Annotated in this window: 13 protein-coding genes; 1 reads left to right on the top strand and 12 read right to left on the bottom strand. The window is 40.8% G+C overall.

The genetic code is table 11. The annotated features are described in order from the left end of the window. Positions 1-46: 46 nt before the first annotated feature. The 3 genes from BLU33_RS04905 to BLU33_RS25675 form a co-directional block, all read right to left on the bottom strand. A complete protein-coding gene (locus BLU33_RS04905) occupies positions 47-1,156 on the bottom strand; it encodes an NHL repeat-containing protein (protein ID WP_091369908.1) in 1,110 nt (369 codons plus the stop codon). A gap of 94 nt (positions 1,157-1,250) precedes the next feature. Continuing rightward, positions 1,251-1,484: a c-type cytochrome domain-containing protein gene (locus tag BLU33_RS04900; RefSeq protein WP_197684560.1), complete on the bottom strand. Its 234-nt coding sequence runs from the start codon at positions 1,482-1,484 to the stop codon at positions 1,251-1,253. A 253-nt stretch (positions 1,485-1,737) separates the two neighbouring features. Next, a complete protein-coding gene (locus tag BLU33_RS25675) occupies positions 1,738-2,127 on the bottom strand; it encodes a 2Fe-2S iron-sulfur cluster-binding protein (RefSeq protein ID WP_091369906.1) in 390 nt (129 codons plus the stop codon). Between BLU33_RS25675 and BLU33_RS04890 the strand changes: the two genes are divergently transcribed. Beyond that, a complete protein-coding gene (locus BLU33_RS04890) occupies positions 2,080-2,310 on the top strand; it encodes a helix-turn-helix domain-containing protein (RefSeq protein WP_091380198.1) in 231 nt (76 codons plus the stop codon). The two genes, BLU33_RS25675 and BLU33_RS04890, sit on opposite strands and share 48 nt — an antisense overlap. A 156-nt stretch (positions 2,311-2,466) precedes the next feature. On the opposite strand, the gene BLU33_RS04885 is transcribed toward BLU33_RS04890, so the two are convergent. The 9 genes from BLU33_RS04885 to galB all read right to left on the bottom strand — a co-directional run bounded on the left by BLU33_RS04885 (position 2,467) and on the right by galB (position 18,912). Then, positions 2,467-4,797, bottom strand: a complete 2,331-nt coding sequence (locus BLU33_RS04885; protein ID WP_091369904.1) for a hypothetical protein — start codon at positions 4,795-4,797, stop codon at positions 2,467-2,469. 203 nt (positions 4,798-5,000) lie between these two features. After that, positions 5,001-6,965: a right-handed parallel beta-helix repeat-containing protein gene (locus BLU33_RS04880; protein WP_197684558.1), complete on the bottom strand. Its 1,965-nt coding sequence runs from the start codon at positions 6,963-6,965 to the stop codon at positions 5,001-5,003. Positions 6,966-7,103: 138 nt separating this feature from the next. After that, complete coding sequence (locus BLU33_RS04875) at positions 7,104-8,921, bottom strand: right-handed parallel beta-helix repeat-containing protein (RefSeq protein ID WP_091369902.1); 1,818 nt, start codon at positions 8,919-8,921, stop codon at positions 7,104-7,106. Between the two features lie 60 nt (positions 8,922-8,981). After that, complete coding sequence (locus BLU33_RS04870) at positions 8,982-9,797, bottom strand: xylose isomerase (protein WP_091369899.1); 816 nt, start codon at positions 9,795-9,797, stop codon at positions 8,982-8,984. Between the two features lie 5 nt (positions 9,798-9,802). Beyond that, a complete protein-coding gene (locus tag BLU33_RS04865; protein WP_157682049.1) occupies positions 9,803-10,681 on the bottom strand; it encodes a phytanoyl-CoA dioxygenase family protein in 879 nt (292 codons plus the stop codon). Positions 10,682-10,695: 14 nt separating this feature from the next. Further along, entirely contained in the window at positions 10,696-12,078 is a 1,383-nt protein-coding gene (locus BLU33_RS04860; RefSeq protein WP_091369896.1) for a sugar porter family MFS transporter, read from the bottom strand. A 272-nt stretch (positions 12,079-12,350) separates the two neighbouring features. Next, a complete protein-coding gene (locus BLU33_RS04855) occupies positions 12,351-13,964 on the bottom strand; it encodes a family 43 glycosylhydrolase (RefSeq protein WP_197684557.1) in 1,614 nt (537 codons plus the stop codon). Between the two features lie 102 nt (positions 13,965-14,066). After that, positions 14,067-16,280, bottom strand: coding sequence for a glycoside hydrolase family 3 C-terminal domain-containing protein (locus BLU33_RS04850; RefSeq protein WP_091369892.1), 2,214 nt, complete (start codon positions 16,278-16,280; stop codon positions 14,067-14,069). Between the two features lie 82 nt (positions 16,281-16,362). Then, the gene (galB, locus tag BLU33_RS04845; RefSeq protein ID WP_091369890.1) at positions 16,363-18,912 is read right to left on the bottom strand and encodes a beta-galactosidase GalB; all 2,550 of its coding nucleotides are present in this window, start codon (positions 18,910-18,912) and stop codon (positions 16,363-16,365) included. Positions 18,913-18,948 lie beyond the last annotated feature (36 nt).

Genomic DNA, 18,948 nt, shown 5'->3' with positions numbered 1-18,948 from the left:
GTTGTCTGCACACATCATCATTAAAACGTGCTAATATCCAGTAGTGTCATACACGCATTAATTTCACCGGAGCTGTATGATAGGCGTTCCACTGACATACATATACACTTTTATCTTCGTCAACGCACACATCGTGCCCATGATAAAAAACAGGTTTTGCAGCCTGCAAAGCGGGCTGCAAAACATCATTTTTATAAACTGGGGCCGTTCCACCGGGATTAGATACCACTTTGTTATTGACATCCAATACGGTTACGAAACCAGAATAATCGAAGCGTTTTCCTGCCGTATCCTTTGACCAGCATACACCGGCATACACGTTCTCCTCATTAATTACGGCCCTGCATACATACATCCCGGGCATATCTATACGTTTAATAAATTTACCATCAAGGGTAAATACCTTAAAGCAGTTTTCCTCGCGCGAAGTGCATATCAGCGTAGGATTATTCTTATCCCTTGTATCAATGGTTACCCCATGCGCATTAACAAGGTTATGCTCGGCATTAGCATTATGGTGCCCTCCAAAATGACGAATATATTGCCCTTTGCTATTGTACTGAATAATGTAATCTGATCCGTATCCGTCAGCTACATATATATCGCCATTGGGCGCTACGGCAGTTTCAGTTGGTTTAAATGGCTCATCATCTTTATAAATACCTATGGTACGAGGGTGCCCAATGGCAAATATCAGCTTGCCATCGAGTGTGGTTTTTAGTACCTGGCCCGACTGCCCGTAGCTACTACCCGTTTTGTCCAAAGCCCAACCGCAATCAGTAAGCAGTAAAAAGTCTTCGCCCCCTTCTTTGCTAATACTTAAACCATGCCCGCCCGGTAGAGCGGTTCCCCAGTAATCCATCAATTTGCCCGATTTATCAAAGATCAGGATGTTGTTGTGCGTGTGGTCACCAAGCATAATAAGGCGGCCTTTGCTGTCCTGTACCATTTCATGACAGTTAGCAAGCGGCGTATTATTTACGCTGATTTTTGCCCAGTTCTTATCGGGTTTGTAGGTAAAGCCGCCGTGGCCTATAATTTGATCGTCTGGCTGTGTATCTTTATGTAAAATAGCAAAGCTCCGTACCGGCGAGGATGCAACTGCTACCGATACTACAGCAGAATTGCGAATAAAATTTCTTCTCGAATTATCCATTGTTTTGAATTATCAGGTTAATATATTTTTAACAACCGTTTCTGCTACATTGGTAAGGCGGAAACGCCTTCCCTGAAATTTATAGGTGAGCCGTTCAGGTCAATACCCATCGTAGCCTGAAAGTCATGAACGTGTACTGTGCTATATCCAGCCGCAACCCAGCTTTTTGTTTTGCCTTATCAGGTTCATGACATGCAAAACATTTATCCGAAAGTATTGGTTTAACATCTACATTATAATCCAATGATTTTGGCAAAGCCTCATAAGCCTGTTTTACATCAGGTGGTAAATCAACTGTTGGTAAATAAAAGTAAATAATTATTACCACCACTAAAACTGAACACAGTACTATTAAAATAAGTCATGTCATGAAAGAATTTTTGTATGTAATAATGTATAAACATATTATTTATATTTTCAATAAACAAACAGCCCCGCGAAAATTATTTTTTTGCGGGGCTGCCGATTCTATTTAAGGCATTAAAAACAATATTTAACTGATGTGGCACATTTGAGGATTACGTGAGCATCTGCAACAACACCACAATTCTCTTCTTTTTTACCACGACCGAACTTAAAGTTCAGACGTTCAATACTACATTACTTATCGGGATGCAGCTACAAGGCAAACATTTACCTTTATCAGCGGTAATTAGTGTTTGATGCAAATAGCGCACATCCCCTTTCTTTATTTCAGTAAGGCAAGTACCGCAATCACCAAAAAGACAACCAGAGCTTATTTCAATGTCATTCCCTTCCGCAAATTCCAATATCGATCTATACCTATTATCCCATTTTACTTTTTTTCCTGATTGCAAAAATTCAATTGAAAAGTCAGGTTCGGTTTTTAGGCTTTCCTGATCCCCCAAAAGCTCCTGCGTGTCATCCTCCAAATCCTGATCATTTTTATTAAATGATTCGATATGGATATCGATTTTTTGAATGAAACACGGATCAGCTATGCCTGCCATTTGCTACTCGAAACGCGTAAACCGATACCTGCAATTGCTTATGAGTGCGGGTATAATACGACGGCCAACTTTCACAAGCAGTTCCTAAAGGTCAAAATGAATACGCCATTACAATACCGGAAATTGTTCGTGCCGGGAATGATGGAACCAGGCACCAACATTGGCATTGTTGATGTTAGCTAGTAACCAACTGCAATTAATATATTCCTAAATATGCCAAGCGTTTTAACTAGTTATCTTGAATACATCTAAACCCCGGATGGTATATACCACTATCTTCCGCCCTTTTCACCGGTAGGATTAGTTAACCATTGCAAGATATTGACGCTTAAAATAAAACTACTGCGCTATAATACTTCCGTCTGCACCAATCAACAAGCGACTGGTCTGCCCGGCTTTAATTGCAAATTTCGGCCATTTTACAAAAGCCGTATAGCCAAGTGGTTTTTGTGCCTGCGCCGCTTTTTCAGCAAATACAGCAACATCCGCATCAAACGAAGTGGGGTTCTTTACTTCAATTAACATTTGTTTTCCCTTATCGCTGATCAGCTTAGCTTCTACATGATCGAAAACGGTTATTTCCTTTTTATCCGTCTGTACATAAATACCAGGCAGTTCCAATGCCATCAACATACCGTCGGTCTCAGTCCAGGAGTTGCGGGTATTAATAAAATTACCGACACTGCCTTTTCCCTCTGCATCACTTGGCTGGATCCGCTCCATAGTGGAACCAACCAGGTTGTTTGTGGTGATATGTCCCGGTGGAATATTTACAGCCTCTGCCTGTGCATGCTGAATATCCCGGATAAGGTCTGCGTATTTTACATCCCCGGTTGCGCGGAACAGTTTAAACAAATAATCGCCTGATGCGCAACATATCCCAGGTGCCGCATGCTTGTTTTGTATGCTTGCCCATACGGCACCGGCCATATGGCATTGCAGTTTACCGATCTGGCTGTTTGCCGGGAATACCGGATCATAAGAGAGTGCCCAGGTTGAGCAAAGCGCTGCCTCTACTTTTGCTTTGTCCAACCAGCTTTTATCACCGGTATAATTGTATAATGCCATCAGCGATTCCATAAAGCCAAAAGCTGATTCAGAGTTGGCATCCATTGAAATATCACCACAATCGCCACCGGTAAGCCCTTGTTTCACTACATCACGGCTATAATAAAAATTAGCTGATTCCTTAGCAATCTGCAACCATTCAGATTGTTTAAAGTAGTCTGATGCAATAGCTAATCCGGCCGTTGCAATAGCTCCTGCTGTAGAATTATATACGGCGATCTCGCCGGTTTCAGGTGCTATATACTGGCCAAATTCTCCGTGTTCTTTCCAGGTATGTGCAAAAGCGGCTGCTAACCGTTTTGCAGCATTTTCCCATTCTGGTTTTATCATGTTACCATAACCCTGCGCTTTAAAAAGCATCATATGCTTCATTAACCATAGTAGCGCGTCAGCATTTTTGCGAACCATTGCCTGTGGTTCAGAAAAATCGGGACTCATTTTATCCAACCGTAATTCCCCATCAGCTGTTATACCTCCATAAAAATAACCACTCTTTCCTTGTAGCTTATTCACCACAAAATCAAGCTCAGCAGCAACCCTTTGGCGTTCTTTTGCATTATTTAATGCCAGCATAGGGTAACTATTCATCATGCCGCTAACCCATCCCAATTGAAAATCTTTGTTATTTTCGGGGAGGTAGTAACTACCAGCAGGTACAGTTACAAAATTGTTACTGCAAATATTTGTTGCAAGCCTTGTTAGCTCACTCATAGGCAATATATTTCGCGGATGATTAGGGCCGGTAAAAGCTTTTCTTACCCCCATAAACCTGGTAAGCAAATCGGGGATATCCTTTGCAGCAAACACATAGATCCTGAATTTTAAAGCTAGTTCATCGCCTTCTTTCCAATCTGGCGCTTTATCACCGCTCGGATGAAAATCACCAAAGCCGGGAGCCAGTTTTCGAACCGCAGGTGCTGAAATAGAAAAAGTACAGCTATCCTGCGCAGCATTTTCCGCAATGGTCATTCCATTATTGCCCCATTTAGACTGCTGATCAGTTAAAATAATAAATCCTTCTTTTTTAGCAGGAGAAAAAAAACACATGGCCGGGGTAGCAGCGTTACTGGTTTGTAATTCGATCACAGAAGCTTTTCCCTTTTCTATCGCCAATCTCGGATTATTGGAAATGGTCAGCGGGACCTTAGGATTGTAATACATATCCTTTGTATATACTGGAGCATATCCGTCTCCAATACTGTGATAACGATTTCCATTATATATACTGGCAGGTACCATTACATAATTATCACGGTTCCAATTGCCAAAATTAAAGGAAACCCCAATTGCCGTAGAGCTGGCTTCACCATGAGTCAGCACAATATTGGCTGTTATATCCCTTGCTTCCGGATGGTTGATTACAGGTTCTTCATTCAATTGCAGTTGCCAAACATTATTATTGGTTTTTATTTTACTTTGTTTGAACTCCTGTTGCCCAATCAGGCTGGTACCCTGGTACGCCCTGGTACTAAAGTGCATACTACCATTTAACTCCCTTAGTAACGTTTTTGCCAAATCAGGCTGTACTTGTGCCATGGCCGGCCCTGCTACTAACATAGCAAGTGTTAAGGCCAGCATATATATTTTTAAGTTTGAAAGCATTCAAATAATTATTTATTGTTTAATTAATATCGTTTTTTATAGTGTCGCTACCTCTTTGATCAAATTTTCTCACCCGTATCAATTGCAGGAAGAACCAACTCGAAATTTATATTACCAGAATGTAATGCTTCAATGCTGATTTGACTACCCCTTTGGCAATACCTGAATATCTCCGTAGGCCGGCAGAGCATATCAGCCATGTTTTACCATACTCTTATTTGTTGCCTTCCACTTTTCACTATTTCAAATGGCCCCGGAGACGGATTGAGAACGTTTCGTTTCTGGCCAGAATAATCCTTTTCAATCCTTAGCTGAGAGCCATCTGTATTCTCGAACGGTAAATCGGGAATGATGGCTTTACCTAACAGTTGGCTTGTCACCAATTTTCTTTTTTGCTTGATTAGCCAATTTTTGTCCAAGGCTATTTCGAGATACATTTTTTCGTTTTCCGTTACCAACTTTGCACTGGCATCAAAATTTTCCTCTGCCAAAAAATTTGTTTCCACGGCATCTTTGTCCGGCACATTTTTTAGTTTCTCTTTTGCTTCTGGACTTATTTCTCCAAAGCTCCTTTTTTTATCTCCTGATACTGCCCTGACAGCACCCTTCACATAAACATTCCCATCGAAGATCACCGGTAATATGGCTTTCTTATATTCTCCTGCATCGCCCCCGTTCACAAATAAATTATTTATAAAATGAATATCGCCACCAGGATTGTCATGTAACCCGGCAACAAAAGTTGAATGTGGTTTCAGATAGGGCGTCAACCTGTTGTCGTAAGAAATCACGTTTATCTTACCCCCAAATATGTTATGCACGAATGCCGCGCCACTGGAGTTCATGTACAAGCTATTTTTTGAAAGTAATATATTGTTACTAATTAACATCGGCCCATGATCTACTTCTAAAAAAACATCCTGTTCGTTGTCGTCCATCAGGTTATTTTTTATTTGTACTCCCTGTGCCATCCAATCAAGCCAAATCCCCAAAACATTGTGGTAGATATGGTTGTTACGGATCTGCACATCAACAGCCCCATGAAATTTAATGCCGGCCATTTCAGCACCACTGAATAACCTTCGCACATGGATATCATGAATAGTATTGCCTTCAACAATGCTAAATGAACAGCCCATACTACCTACTACACCTCCCTGCTCACAATATGCAATGGTGTTATTGCGAACAATATGCCCTCCAACAGTGCCTTTATTCCATCCAAATGCCAATGCCCGGTTAATGGTGCCTACATACCCCAGTGCCGATTCGGTATTGTTATTATCCCACTTATCGCCGTATTTACCCAATGCAATGCCCACGCATTTTGAGTATTGGATTATATTATTCTCAATAATCCATCCTTTACTCCAGTGTGTGCCAACAAGTCCCATTTGCGCAGCTGTAGGTGGTGCCCAATTAGTAGCGGCTTGCTGCATGGTAAAACCGCGAACCGTGATGTAATTAATAAATGGTTTATCGGGATAAAAAACAGTTTGCCGTACATTGATCTCAACGGTTTCTTTGTTAGGGTCCACATTTTTAAACTGTGCCCATATTGTTGTTGAGGTTGAATCAACAGTTGCAAACCAAAGTGGCTTTTTTTCGTCTGCTGCTTTCATCACATCATCCTGTTTAATGGCCTCCATCAACCAGTCCCCATTCAGATACACTGCCCCGGTATGATAGTGACAGCCTTTGGGAGAATAATACCAATCGCCCCGGATTAAATCGCTGTAGGGATTAAATTTCCCAAAAAAACTATTCGGTATTTTTACCATCCAGGTATCATTACCGATTTTTTGCCAGCCTTTGATTATTTCCGAACCTTTAATCTCAACCTTCTCTCCTTTGGCTGCCTGGTAAATGATCCGCTCCAGTTCTGAATTGCCACCACGGGGAGGCGTAATCTGCTCCCGGTATACGCCTGCATGAACCGTGATCACATCGCCCGGCATGGCCACATTTGCGGCAGCTGATATAGTTTTAAATGGCTTTGACGCGCTTCCATCATTTGCATCGCTCCCATTTACCGATACATGATATTCCTTAGCAGAGACAACTAAAGTTGTAAATACCAATAAAATCAGCAATTTAAACTTCATCAATACCATCTTGTTTTTGCATATAATTCTTTTCAAATACAATGAGATTACATTAGTTTCCATTTCTCTTATTTAAGTTAATGCTAAATTTTTTATTCTATAAATCATTACTGCAATGTTTTTTGCGGACACCTTAGCTTAGCTATTGGGTTATGCAGTCCAAAATCCTCAGATGCCGACAGTAACTTTTCGATGCTGTTTTTACCATACTCTTATTCGTTGACGCTCATTTTCTTTGATTTCAAAAGGCCCGGCACAAGGACTCTTAGTGTCTCTTTCTATTCCCCAATAATCAGTATTGAAAAGAATAGTATTGCCAGTAATGTCGTCAAACGATTGTTCGGAAACCACTGCTGTTCCAAGCAATTTACTGGTAATCAGTTTGGGTTTTATTTTGTCTGACCATGACTTTTCTAAGTTCATAGTAAGATACCATTTCTCATTTTTTTCTTCTACTTCAATAGCTGGGTTATAGTCCGGTTTCTGTACAGGTTGTTGCTCATATTTTGAGGGATGGGCATCCATCAAATACACATTGCCCTCCATTTGCACCGGCAATACTGCATTATTGTAAGGCGACAGATCTGTTCTTCCTAAAAACACATTATTGTAAAACCGTGTATCACCACAGGGGTTATTATGAAAACCGGCAATTGCAGTTGAATGTGGTTTCAGAAAAGGCGTTAATCGTGGATCGGCATCATTAGTTTCCCAAAGTTTCCAAGCAATAAGATTGTGTACAAATGCTACCCCTTGCGATAACCTCACTTGTGCTTGTTGCGGCGAAAGAAATAAATTATTATCCACCAATACTGGCCCATGATCCACTTCCAAAGAAAAATCCTGTACATGGTTATCGTGCAAAAAGTTTTTTGTTACACGGGTTCCCTGTGCCATCCAGTCGAGCCATATTCCACCTTCTGTACGGTATATATGATTGTGGCTTATTTCAACATCAATAGCGGCATGTAGTTTTATTCCGGCCATTTCATAACCCCAAAATAGTTTTTGGTCAGCAATATCATGGATAGAATTTCCGGAGATGGTGCTGAAAACTACCCCCAGGCTGCCTGCAATACCTGCCTGGCCGCAATGGCTGATTTGATTGTTTCTTACCAAATGACTCCCAATATGTTCTTTATTCCATGAATGATCGAGTGCCCGTTCCGTTGTTTTGGTGAAGCCTTCTACCGATTCTGACTTATTATCCCATTCATCGCCATATTTACCAAGTGTAATACCAACACATTTTGAATAGCTGATATCATTATTTTCAATTATCCAGCCTTTACTCCAGTGTGTTCCAATTAAACCAATCTGTTCGGCCGTTGGAGGTGCCCATGGGGTAGCGGCCTGGCTCATCACAAAACCTGAAATTCTAATATAGTTGATACCCGTTTGCGATGGATAGAATACGGCTTGCCGAACATTGATCTCAACCATTTTTTCATTGGGATCCACATCAAAAAAATCAGCCCAAATCACTGTATTCTTTTCATCAACCTTGCAATACCAATGTGGAGCTTTGATGGTGGCTGAATCCAGTTGCTTTATCTTGTTAGTTTCTATTAAGGGGGTTCCGTTCAAGTACACTTCGCCGGTATGGCACCAACTTCCTTTTTCAAGCCAGTCGCCATGAATTGTATCGCGGTATGGATTAAATTTTCCAAAGAAACTATTGGGTATCGTAACCTGCCATATAGATGTGCCTAATCTTTTCCAACCTTTGATTATTTCAGAGCCCTTCACTTCAACTTTTTCGCCCTTAGCAGCTCTATACCAAATTCGTTCTTTCTCCGAGTTGCCACCACGGGGCGGTGCAACCTGCTCCCTATAAACACCGGCATGTACAATGATCACATCTCCGGGCATGGCCATTTTTGCAGCTGCCGAAATTGTTCTAAATGGTTTTGAGATGCTGCCATTATTTGCATCGCTCCCATTTACAGATACATGATATTCTTTAGCAGAGACAACTAAAGTTGTCAATACCAATAAAATCAGCAATTTAAGCTTCATCAATATCATCTTATTTTGAGTATAATTTCCTTTTAAACACCAATTTATGCACCATGATCATTAACTGTATCTTTCTTTTAATAGCTGCATCATATATGCATTTACTTCCCATTGATTAGTAATAGGTTGCTGAGTAAACGGCAATGAAACCATATAAGGAAATGGCCCAAACTCAGGTGTTATGGTTAATACTGCACCTTCAAGTTTTTTACGTTCCGCTACCTTGTCCCACCAGTTTAAATGCCTATTTAGTGCATACTGCCATTCAGGAACACGTGGATCAGGCACCTGTGGGCCTTCTTCATAGCCTACTCTGGCATGAATATGTTCTGTTCTTTCAATAGCCAATTGCATAGCACCCTGCTGATCTTCTAAAAACGACTCAGCTACGCAGACCCAATGAGATGCATCCAGTGTAATTCGTAAATCAGGCATCTTTTGGAGGTATTCTTTTGTAATATGTGCAGCAAATGAGAACTTATTCCGATGGGTTTCATGATACACTTTAATACCGGTATCTTGTGAGAATTTCTTTGCTGCGTTAATCAAAGCTGTGTTCTCTTCAAAAGTGAAAAAATCTTTACCGGTCTGCGAATTAATTATAAACGGTTTGTAGCCATTCATTTTCCACAGCCACGCGTTATAGGCATCATAATGCTTGTGGTAGTCTGCCTCGTTAGTGTCGTAATGTTGGGCTATTAACAACATATCTTCTTTCGCAGCTATGTTAAAGATCTCATCAATTATTGAGCTAGGTAAATTGCTTTGAATGGCATATTCTATGCCATCATATCCTTGTAATTTAGCTAGTTTGAAGAACTCCTCCGGCTTTATATTTTCGCATCCCCAACGTGGGCAAAAAAACTTCAATTCCATATAAGTTATAACTCTGTTTTAATTTTCAATGTTTCTGGCCTTAAGTAGGGCTTGTTCATATCTGAGATGCCTTTATAAGCATAAGGATCTTCGCCGGAAACTATCATAATATCTCTTAGATCCTCTGTCGGTTCAAATTTTCCGTCCTGATCCCATGGCAACATTGATTCTGCGCTCATGTAGTGATTAACCAATGCCGTACGAAAACTATCCGTAGTCTTATTTTTTAGAGAACTATGCAGGGTGTATCCATTAAAAAAAACAACTGAACCCTTTTTAACTTCAACCGGGATAATATTTTCCTTTGCAAAACCTGATACGTCGACCGTATCCACATCAGCATATTCATCGTTGCTATTGGGCACCCTTTTCATGATATAGCCGAGTTTGTTTGATCCCGGAATGAGCCATAAACAACCATTGTCAATGGTAGCGTTATCAATCGCAATCCAGACGCCTATTAATGACTTATCCCTGGTAGGAATGTAGTATTCATCCTGGTGCCAGGCCTGGCCTGCCTTACCCGGGGCTTTCACAAACAACATGGATTGCATACATTTCACATTAGGGCTTACAATTTTTGTAAGCACATCAATTACCCTTTCGTGATTTAGATATGCTTTAATCACCTCTGATATTTTATGTGGAAAATGTATCGCTACATACTTTTTAAGTATCTCATCGTTCGTTAAGTCGCCCGGATCTACCATCCCCTCCACATGCCCGCGGCTTCCCCTGAATATTTCTGCAGTTTCTATTCTCAATTCATTAATTTCGTCATCTGTCAGCAACTGTTCAGCAACCAGGTAACCATATTCTTTGTAAAAACTGATGTTGCCGGGCGATACCTTTGCACCCTTTATATACGCATATTCAAAATTCATGACAATCATTTTAATTATTTAATAAAAATGGATTCTATTTCTTCCAATGATCTGCCTTTAGTTTCCGGTACTTTAAAAATCATATATATAAAAGCGATCAAACAAAATACAGCATAACAAAACAGCGTATTTGAGGTGCCTAGCTGGCGGGTCATTACAGGAAACGTGTAGGTGACTACAAAATCAGCAAGCCATAAAGCAAGCGTTGCAACCGACATTGCGATACCCCGTACCTGGTTTGGAAAAATTTCAGAAAGGTATACCCACGTAACGGCGCCAAGTGTACATCCGAATGCTCCTACATATAGCAACATAAACCCGAGCACAACATAATTATCAAAATACCGGAAGTGAAAACAGAATGCAATAGCCATTAAAGACATACCCATTATTAAGCTTCCACTTAACAAGAATTTTTTCCTGCCTACCTTATCCACCAGGCCGATAGCAATAAAAGTTGCTATCACGTTCACAACACCTATACCGATAGTTTGCAATAAAGAAGATGCCGTGCTCAAACCTGTTTCTTTAAATATAACGGGCGCATAATAAAGGATGGAATTAATGCCGGTTACTTGCTGGAAAACTGCGATTAATATACCGATGAATAATACAGGGCGATAAGTCTTACTAAATAATAGTTTTAAACCTGAATCTTTTTCGCGTTTAAAAGTGTTATCAATTTCCTCGATTTCCTGATTAGCGGCTACACTACCTGATATTTTTGTCAATATTAATAATGCTTCCTGCTTAAAACCTTTTTTAACCAGCCAACGCGGTGTTTCAGGGACAAATAATAACATTACCAGGAATAAAAAAGAAGGAACAAGTTGTGATATAAACATATATCGCCAGTTGTTCTCACCAGCCCCTTCAAAAAGATAATTGGAAAAATAGGCCAGCAATATGCCAAGAACAATAGCCAACTGGTATAATGCTACCAATGTCCCACGTAATGAAGCAGGTGCGGTTTCAGCAATATACATTGGGGAAATCATTGCAGCTGCACCTACACCCAGCCCTCCGATCAAACGAAAGAGGACGAATAAAGTAAAATTTGATGCTAAACCAGATCCCAGACCAGAAAGGGCGAACAATACAGCACATATAATGAGCGTTAAACGCCTCCCATATTTATCAGCCAGTAGCCCTGCCATCATTGCACCCACAGCGCAACCAATCAGTATTGAACTAACCGCCCAGCCTAATGAATACCCATCCAGTCTAAAATAAGGCGTAATATAGGGTATAGCACCTGAAATAATAGCTGTATCAAACCCAAATAAGAGACCACCTAATGCGGCCACCATACTGATGAGAATAATAAATCTGGTGTTTATTATTTCTTCTTCTGAAGGGAGTTGTTTTGACGTTTTTAGAGCAGGCACTATAGCCATATCAACTAGATTAGTTTCGTTTGTTAAAGCACTATGATAATCGCTTCTCGTTTGGGCATGCTATACTTTCATATCAAAAAAATAAACTATTTTAATAAAAAAGATTAAAAAATATTAACTTATAACAAAAAATATAAAATACTATCAACCCATGAAGCCGCTTATTCAAAAGCTAACGTTGGATGAAAGTAGCTCTTTTCTTGCCCGGTCATAGTTTAACCGACGTAGGCTCACCTTCATAAGCTAATATTTTGTTGAAGCTAACTACTGAATCAATGGACCTGTACTCCTTTGGTAATTCCATTTTCATTAAAAGAATCTATAGTAAAATAGTAATCTGTATTTACGTCCAGGCTGCGAATAATTATAGACGTATCAGCGTAAACCTGATAGTTTAAATATAATTTATCACGTGCTATTCCATACCGAATATTATAGCCTAAAGCATTGGGGATTTTATCCCAACTAATTTTTACTGTTTTTCTATCGGTCCCGCTTCTTTCAATGGTAAAGTTTTTTACTTGTTCGGGTAGCTTGCCTTTCCCTTTTCCAAAGACACGAAAACCGCTAAGTGCAAATGTTCCATCTGGCATATGATAGTTTGTAATTTTCACATACCGGGCATTGATAACTTTTGGTAATTCAATATAGTCGTGTGGCAGATCTTCGATATTATTGGATTTATCTATCAAGGTTTCCCAATGAATTTTATCATTAGAATATTGCACCACATATTGATATGCACTTTCATTATCTCTACCCAAAAGGTTGGTATTGTGATCGGCAAAATTGATTTGTAAGGCATACACATCGCATTGCTTTTCCAAATCCACACAAAGCCATTCACCTTTATTTCCCGATTTAGCGCTCCAATAGGTTCTGACATCTTCATCGACTGCATTTTTTGATGGCAGCGAATCAATTGCTGATGATGCTTCAACAGGTTTTTTATAAGATAGCAGCATCCAACCGGTAAATAAATCCCCGGCATTCATAAACTTTTTATTGGGTATATAGTGCGGATAATCGCCAAAGGCTGTATTGGTATACAGGGTAGCATCTTTGTCAAAACCGGACGGAAATAGACCCAACCGCCTTTCGAACATATGAATTTTAGAGATTGTCATGGTAGCTATATGCCAATAATTCCCATATACATCACAAAAAGTACTGCTATGCCCTGCTCCGGCAATGAAACCTTCTGGTTTGTAGGAAAACGGATTACTTTTTTGCAGCTTAAATGGTCCAAAGGGCAAATCTGACACATATACCACGTCGGCATAGCTCTTAAACTGGGTGCCTGGTGTAGCATATTGCAAATAATACTTTCCATGGTATTTGTTCATCCACGAGCCCTCTACCCAGGGAGCGTTTACGGCATTTTCGTTATAGTCGCCCGTATTATCCCAACCATGTTCTTTATTATTCCCGTAAATAGTAGCAACTGGTTTCCCAATCGGGTTTAATTTATTTTTTAAATCTAATTCAACAGCATACAGCGGTTCTTTATTTGAACAACCATAATACAAATACATTCTTCTGTCATCATCAAAAAACAAACAAGGATCTGTTAATCCTATTGGAAAATCGTCATTAACAACTTCCCACTTACCAGATTTCGGATCGGTGGTTTTGTAAATTTTTATATGACCGCCTGATGCCATAAAATAAATTTCATTATCCACTATTACGGTGGTTGGCGCATAGTCTTCTAATGGAAGATCTTTTGTGGTGATTAAATCCCAATTCAACAGATCTTTTGAATGCCAATAGCCACCTGACTTTGAAGCAAATAAATAATATTCATTTTTAAACATGATCATGGTTGGATCAGCAGCTTCCCTTCGTGAAGGCATGCTCAAACTATATCGATAATCCAGATTCAATGGGTTACAATAGGTATGCTGACTGTAAGCCGTGGCAAAAACGTGTATAAAAACAATAATGGCAATTAACCTTTTCATATTTAATTAATATCGCAGCTTAACTTAGTTGATAATTATCTGTTTATAAACTACTTTGCCCCCCATGTGGGCTTGCGCATCCGGCTGACTGCCGCCAACACTTATCATCACCTTCCCTGCCAACTCTTTAGCGTTACCATCGTCATCAATCAATGATAAATCTTCCGGGGTTAGCTCAAACTGGATTATTTTACTTTGTCCCGCTTTAATAAATGTTCGTTCAAATCCCTTTAATGCTCTTATGGGTGTTTTAACCTTTAAGCCTGAATGTGACAAGTATAATTCGGAAACTTCTTCACCGTCTCTCTTACCTGTATTTGTAACCTTAACGCTAACCAGTATTTTTTTACCTATGTTTATTGTAGCCGGAATTGTCAGCTCGCCGTACTTAAAGTTTGTATAACTTAACCCGTAGCCAAAGGCATAAAGCGGCGTACCTTTAAAATACCGGTAAGTACGGTTACTCATGGAGTAATCGGTGAATGAGGGTAAATCTTTATCGCTTCTATAAAATGTAACAGGGAGCCTTCCGGCAGGGTTATAATCACCAAAAATCACATCAGCAATTGCTGTACCCGCGTCCTGCCCGCCATACCAGGCATTTAAAATAGCCGGTATGTGTTCTGCTTCCCATGGTATAGCTAACGCTGAGCCGGTCATCATTACAAAAACTACGGGTTTCCCTATGGCATTCAATTCTTTAAGTAATTGGGTCTGCACTTCGGGCAAAGCTATCGAGGTACGGTCGCCACCGCTAAAGCCAGCCTGTTTTACGCTCATTTCCTCGCCTTCTAGCTGCGGTGATATACCACCTATATAAATTATAGCGTCCGCATCTTTTACGCTGTCAATCACGGCCCTAAAATCAGGAACAACTCCAGGGTTACCAACAAAATCAGTTCCCTTTACATAAACTACCTCTGTAGCCTCACCTAATTTTGCCTTGATACCCTGCAACGCAGTAACCAGTTTGCTTGGCATACCATTGTAATTACCCAATATGCTCTCCCCATTATCGGCATTGGGGCCAACAACCGCAATCTTTTTTAAATGCTTGCTTAAAGGCAGTACATTATTTTGATTTTTTAAAAGAACTATTGATTGCCTCGCCATTTTTAATGCTTGCGCATGATGTTCAGCACTCTCCAGCACATTGGTGGTGATTTGTGCATATTTAACCATCTCGGGCGGGTCAAACATTCCTAAACGGAAGCGAATGGTAAACAATCGTTTAACCGATATATCTAATTGCTGCTCTGTTAATTTGCCATCTTTTACTGCGGCTACCAGCGTTTTATAAGTTACATTGCCGCACTCTACATCCGTGCCGTGCAATACGGCATCTGCTGCTGCACTTTCTGCATCCTTTGATGTTTTATGCCGTTGATAAAAATCATCAATAGCGCCACAATCAGAAGTTACATAACCTTTAAAACCCCATTCATTACGTAAGATATTATTCATCAGCAAATCATTACCGCAGCATGGCTGACCTTTAAAAGCATTATAAGCACACATTACGCCGGCAACCTTTGCATTTACAACAAGGTTTTTAAAAGCAGGCAGGTAAGTATCCCAAAGGTCATAATCGCTTATTTCGGCATCAAATTCATGCCTTGACGATTCGGGGCCGCTATGAATAGCGTAATGCTTTGCACAAGCTGCAGCTTTAAGGTATTTGGGATCGTTACCCTGTAAACCGGTAACAAATGCCTTACCCATTGTCCCCGTTAAATATGGGTCTTCGCCATAAGTTTCCTGCCCACGCCCCCACCTTGGATCTCTGAATATATTGATATTGGGTGTCCAGTAGGTTAGGCCCAGGTAAATATTCCGGTTACCTGTTTTAATGCTTTCATTATTAATAGCCCGTCCTTCATCGGCGGTATAATCGGCCATTTGGTGGAGTGAGTTTTTATCCCAGGTGGCCGCCATGCCAATGGCCTGCGGATAAACAGTTACCTTAAATGACGTGCGAGCCACACCATGCAAGCATTCGTTCCACCAGTTATAGGCGGGTATGCCCAAACGCTCAATAGCAGGCGCTGAATTTAGCATCTGGCCCACCTTTTCTTCGAGCGTTAAACGCGAAACCAGGTCATTAACCCGTTTATCAATTGATAACGAGGGATTTTGAAAATCATACGAATATTTTTTGTTCCTTTCCGGCGTTAAGGATGAAAAAACGCACGCTATAAATAACAAAATCAAGAATCGATTATTGATTAAATGTTTCATTGTGGAATTATTTAAAATGTTAGATCGGACTTTTTAGCATAGTACATGATAGTGTTATCCATATATAAAAATCCCTTTTTTCTTATTTACTCGTGATTGCCATTGCCGTACTAACCAAACCAGCGCTTTCCGCTTTTACCACAATCTTGCCTGTCTGTCCTTTCTTCGCTTTTACAATCACCAATGCCATTCCATTAAAGGCCGGCCGCTCATGGCTTTGAAAGGATACGAAACTGGTGGCATCACCATTGTCAGTTGCTACAATTTCGCCCGGCCCTGCTACAGAAAATTTAATTAAGGGATGGGAACGGGGCACCATCAATCCGTCTTTATCGGTTACCTTAACTGTAATATAAGACAGGTCAGCTCCATCTGCTTTTATAACTGTACGGTCGGCAGAAAGGGTTAGCCTTGCCGCTTCGCCTGTTGTTTTCACTACATCTGTGGCCCATTGTTTCCCATTTTTATAACAAACCACTTTCAGCTCACCGGGTGCATATTTTACACTATCCCAAACCAGGCGGAAATCTTTTCCCGGTATTTTAGTTTTGCGCCCAAGGCTCTTTCCGTTCAAAAATAATTCCGCCTCGTCACCTGAGGTGTAAACATTAACAGGGGTTATTTTCCCAATCCGCTCCGGCCAGTTCCAATGTGGCAGGATATGCGCCATTGGGTAATCAGGTCTCCAATGTGATTGATAAAGGTAAAAGCGGTCTTTGGGGAAACCAGCCAAATCTACGATACCAAAATAACTGCTCCGGGATGGTGGGTTCTTTTTACGAAGCTCATCAAGCTTTGCCGCCAGTTCTTTTCGCTTTTCAGGATCATTGCGGAAATTTTGCAAATTAGTTTCATCCGAATTATAAGGTGTTGGCTCGCCTATATAATCAAAACCTGTCCATACAAATTCACCTAATAGATGCGGATATTTGGCGTTGGTGCGAAACTGTTCATCAGGAGAGCAGCCCCAACCCGGATAGGCATTATCATAAGAAGATATTTGCCAGTTCTGGTAATCATTTCCAAAGAAATATTCGCCACGCGACGATACGCAGGACGATGTTTCACTGCCCATGGTTGGCTTGTTCTTATACCGTGGGTCGGCATCCCATTTGGCTTGCTGGTTGAAAAAATAATTCACCCCCATAAGATCTAAAGCTTCCACTGCACCAGATTCACGTCCCCCATCAGGATCGTTATAGCCATTGGAAATAGGCCGGGTGGGATCTTCCCCCCGAACAACATCGGCCAAATGCTTGGTCATTTCCACATTGCGCTGATCCATCACCTCATTGCCGATTGACCAGATGAACACGGAAGGATGGTTTTCGTCACGGTGTACCATAGCTTTCAGGTCCCTTACGTTCCATTCGTCATAAAGCTTGTTATAGTCCAATTCTCTTTTGCCATGCTTCCAGCAGTCAAAGGCTTCATCCCAAACCAGGAACCCCATCTGGTCAGCCAGTTCGAGCAATTCAGGGGCCGGAGGATTGTGTGAGGTACGCAACGCGTTGCACCCCATCGTTTTCAGAATGGTCAATTCCCGGCGCAATGCACTGGTATTGATGGCAGCACCTAAAGCGCCTAAATCATGATGGTTGCAGGTTCCCTGGATTTCAATCCTACGGCCGTTCAGTAGAAAACCTCTGTCGGCAATAAATTCAATAGTGCGGATACCAAATGGCGTATTGTAAGTATCAACCACCTTACCATTTACACTTACGGTAGTTTGTGCCATATATCGATTGGGCGAAATAATATCCCAGCGTTTGGGATCTTTAACGATGGCCTGTATGGTGGTCGTTGTATTCGTGTCGGCTTCAATTTTTATAATTGATTTGTTGAAAAGCGCAACTTTTGCTCCCGGCTTATTATGGCTGTCCAGTTCAAACACAGCCGTTTGAACACTTGCTTCTACTGGTAATTTGCTTTGATTATCAATAGTCACCGCCATTTTAACTGTTGCCGAGGCATCTGAAATTGTAGGAGTAGTAATATAAGTACCCCAATTAGCAACATGTACCGGGTTGGTTTTCACCAGCCACACATGGCGGTAAATACCGGCACCGGGATACCAGCGCGAATCCCAGTTTTCGGTATCAAGCCGAACAGCCAGTATATTTTCTTTTCCAACCTTGATATAAGGCGTTAAATCCATGCGGAACGAATTATAGCCATATGGCCATGTGCCCACATAATGACCATTGAGGTAAATTTTGGCGTTGGCCATGGCGCCATCAAAATCCACAAAAATTTGCTGGCCCGCGTCTGCAGCCGGAACTGTAAAATGTTTCCGGTACCAGCCTATTCCTTTCCAGGGTAGTTTACCTGTTCCGCCTTCCAGGTCAATTCTGAAAGGACCGGTAATCGCCCAGTCATGGGGCAGACTTAGTTTTTGCCAGGCGTTATCATTATAGGTGGTACTTTCCGCATTTTGAGGCTCTTCAATTCTTGAACCATCCGGCTGCAAGCCATACCGGATAAATAACCAGCTATCATCAAATGAATGGGTGTCTGTAGCACCCATCCTTATAATGGCTTTATCTTGTGAAAATGATGATGTAGTTATCATTAAACCCAGAATAAACAGGATGGCTATGTTCAAAGAAAATAAGCGCTTTATTGAATTCATTTTGTTTATATTTTATATAGTTCTTAAAATTACATT

The organism is Mucilaginibacter mallensis, from assembly GCF_900105165.1.
GTDB lineage: Bacteria > Bacteroidota > Bacteroidia > Sphingobacteriales > Sphingobacteriaceae > Mucilaginibacter > Mucilaginibacter mallensis.
The sequence above is the reverse complement of the archived record's forward strand: the minus strand, read 5'-3'. Positions and strand labels throughout refer to the sequence as shown.

What these genes read in the sequence shown, in the direction of transcription:
- BLU33_RS04860 (WP_091369896.1), bottom strand. Translation starts at nt 12,078, where the DNA reads ATGGCTATAGTGCCTGCTCTAAAAACGTCAAAACAACTCCCTTCAGAA.
- BLU33_RS25675 (WP_091369906.1), bottom strand. Translation starts at nt 2,127, where the DNA reads ATGGCAGGCATAGCTGATCCGTGTTTCATTCAAAAAATCGATATCCAT.
- BLU33_RS04865 (WP_157682049.1), bottom strand. Translation starts at nt 10,681, where the DNA reads ATGAATTTTGAATATGCGTATATAAAGGGTGCAAAGGTATCGCCCGGC.
- BLU33_RS04905 (WP_091369908.1), bottom strand. Translation starts at nt 1,156, where the DNA reads ATGGATAATTCGAGAAGAAATTTTATTCGCAATTCTGCTGTAGTATCG.
- BLU33_RS04880 (WP_197684558.1), bottom strand. Translation starts at nt 6,965, where the DNA reads ATGGAAACTAATGTAATCTCATTGTATTTGAAAAGAATTATATGCAAA.
- BLU33_RS04870 (WP_091369899.1), bottom strand. Translation starts at nt 9,797, where the DNA reads ATGGAATTGAAGTTTTTTTGCCCACGTTGGGGATGCGAAAATATAAAG.
- BLU33_RS04850 (WP_091369892.1), bottom strand. Translation starts at nt 16,280, where the DNA reads ATGAAACATTTAATCAATAATCGATTCTTGATTTTGTTATTTATAGCG.
- BLU33_RS04875 (WP_091369902.1), bottom strand. Translation starts at nt 8,921, where the DNA reads ATGAAGCTTAAATTGCTGATTTTATTGGTATTGACAACTTTAGTTGTC.
- BLU33_RS04890 (WP_091380198.1), top strand. Translation starts at nt 2,080, where the DNA reads ATGGATATCGATTTTTTGAATGAAACACGGATCAGCTATGCCTGCCAT.
- BLU33_RS04885 (WP_091369904.1), bottom strand. Translation starts at nt 4,797, where the DNA reads ATGCTTTCAAACTTAAAAATATATATGCTGGCCTTAACACTTGCTATG.
- galB (WP_091369890.1), bottom strand. Translation starts at nt 18,912, where the DNA reads ATGAATTCAATAAAGCGCTTATTTTCTTTGAACATAGCCATCCTGTTT.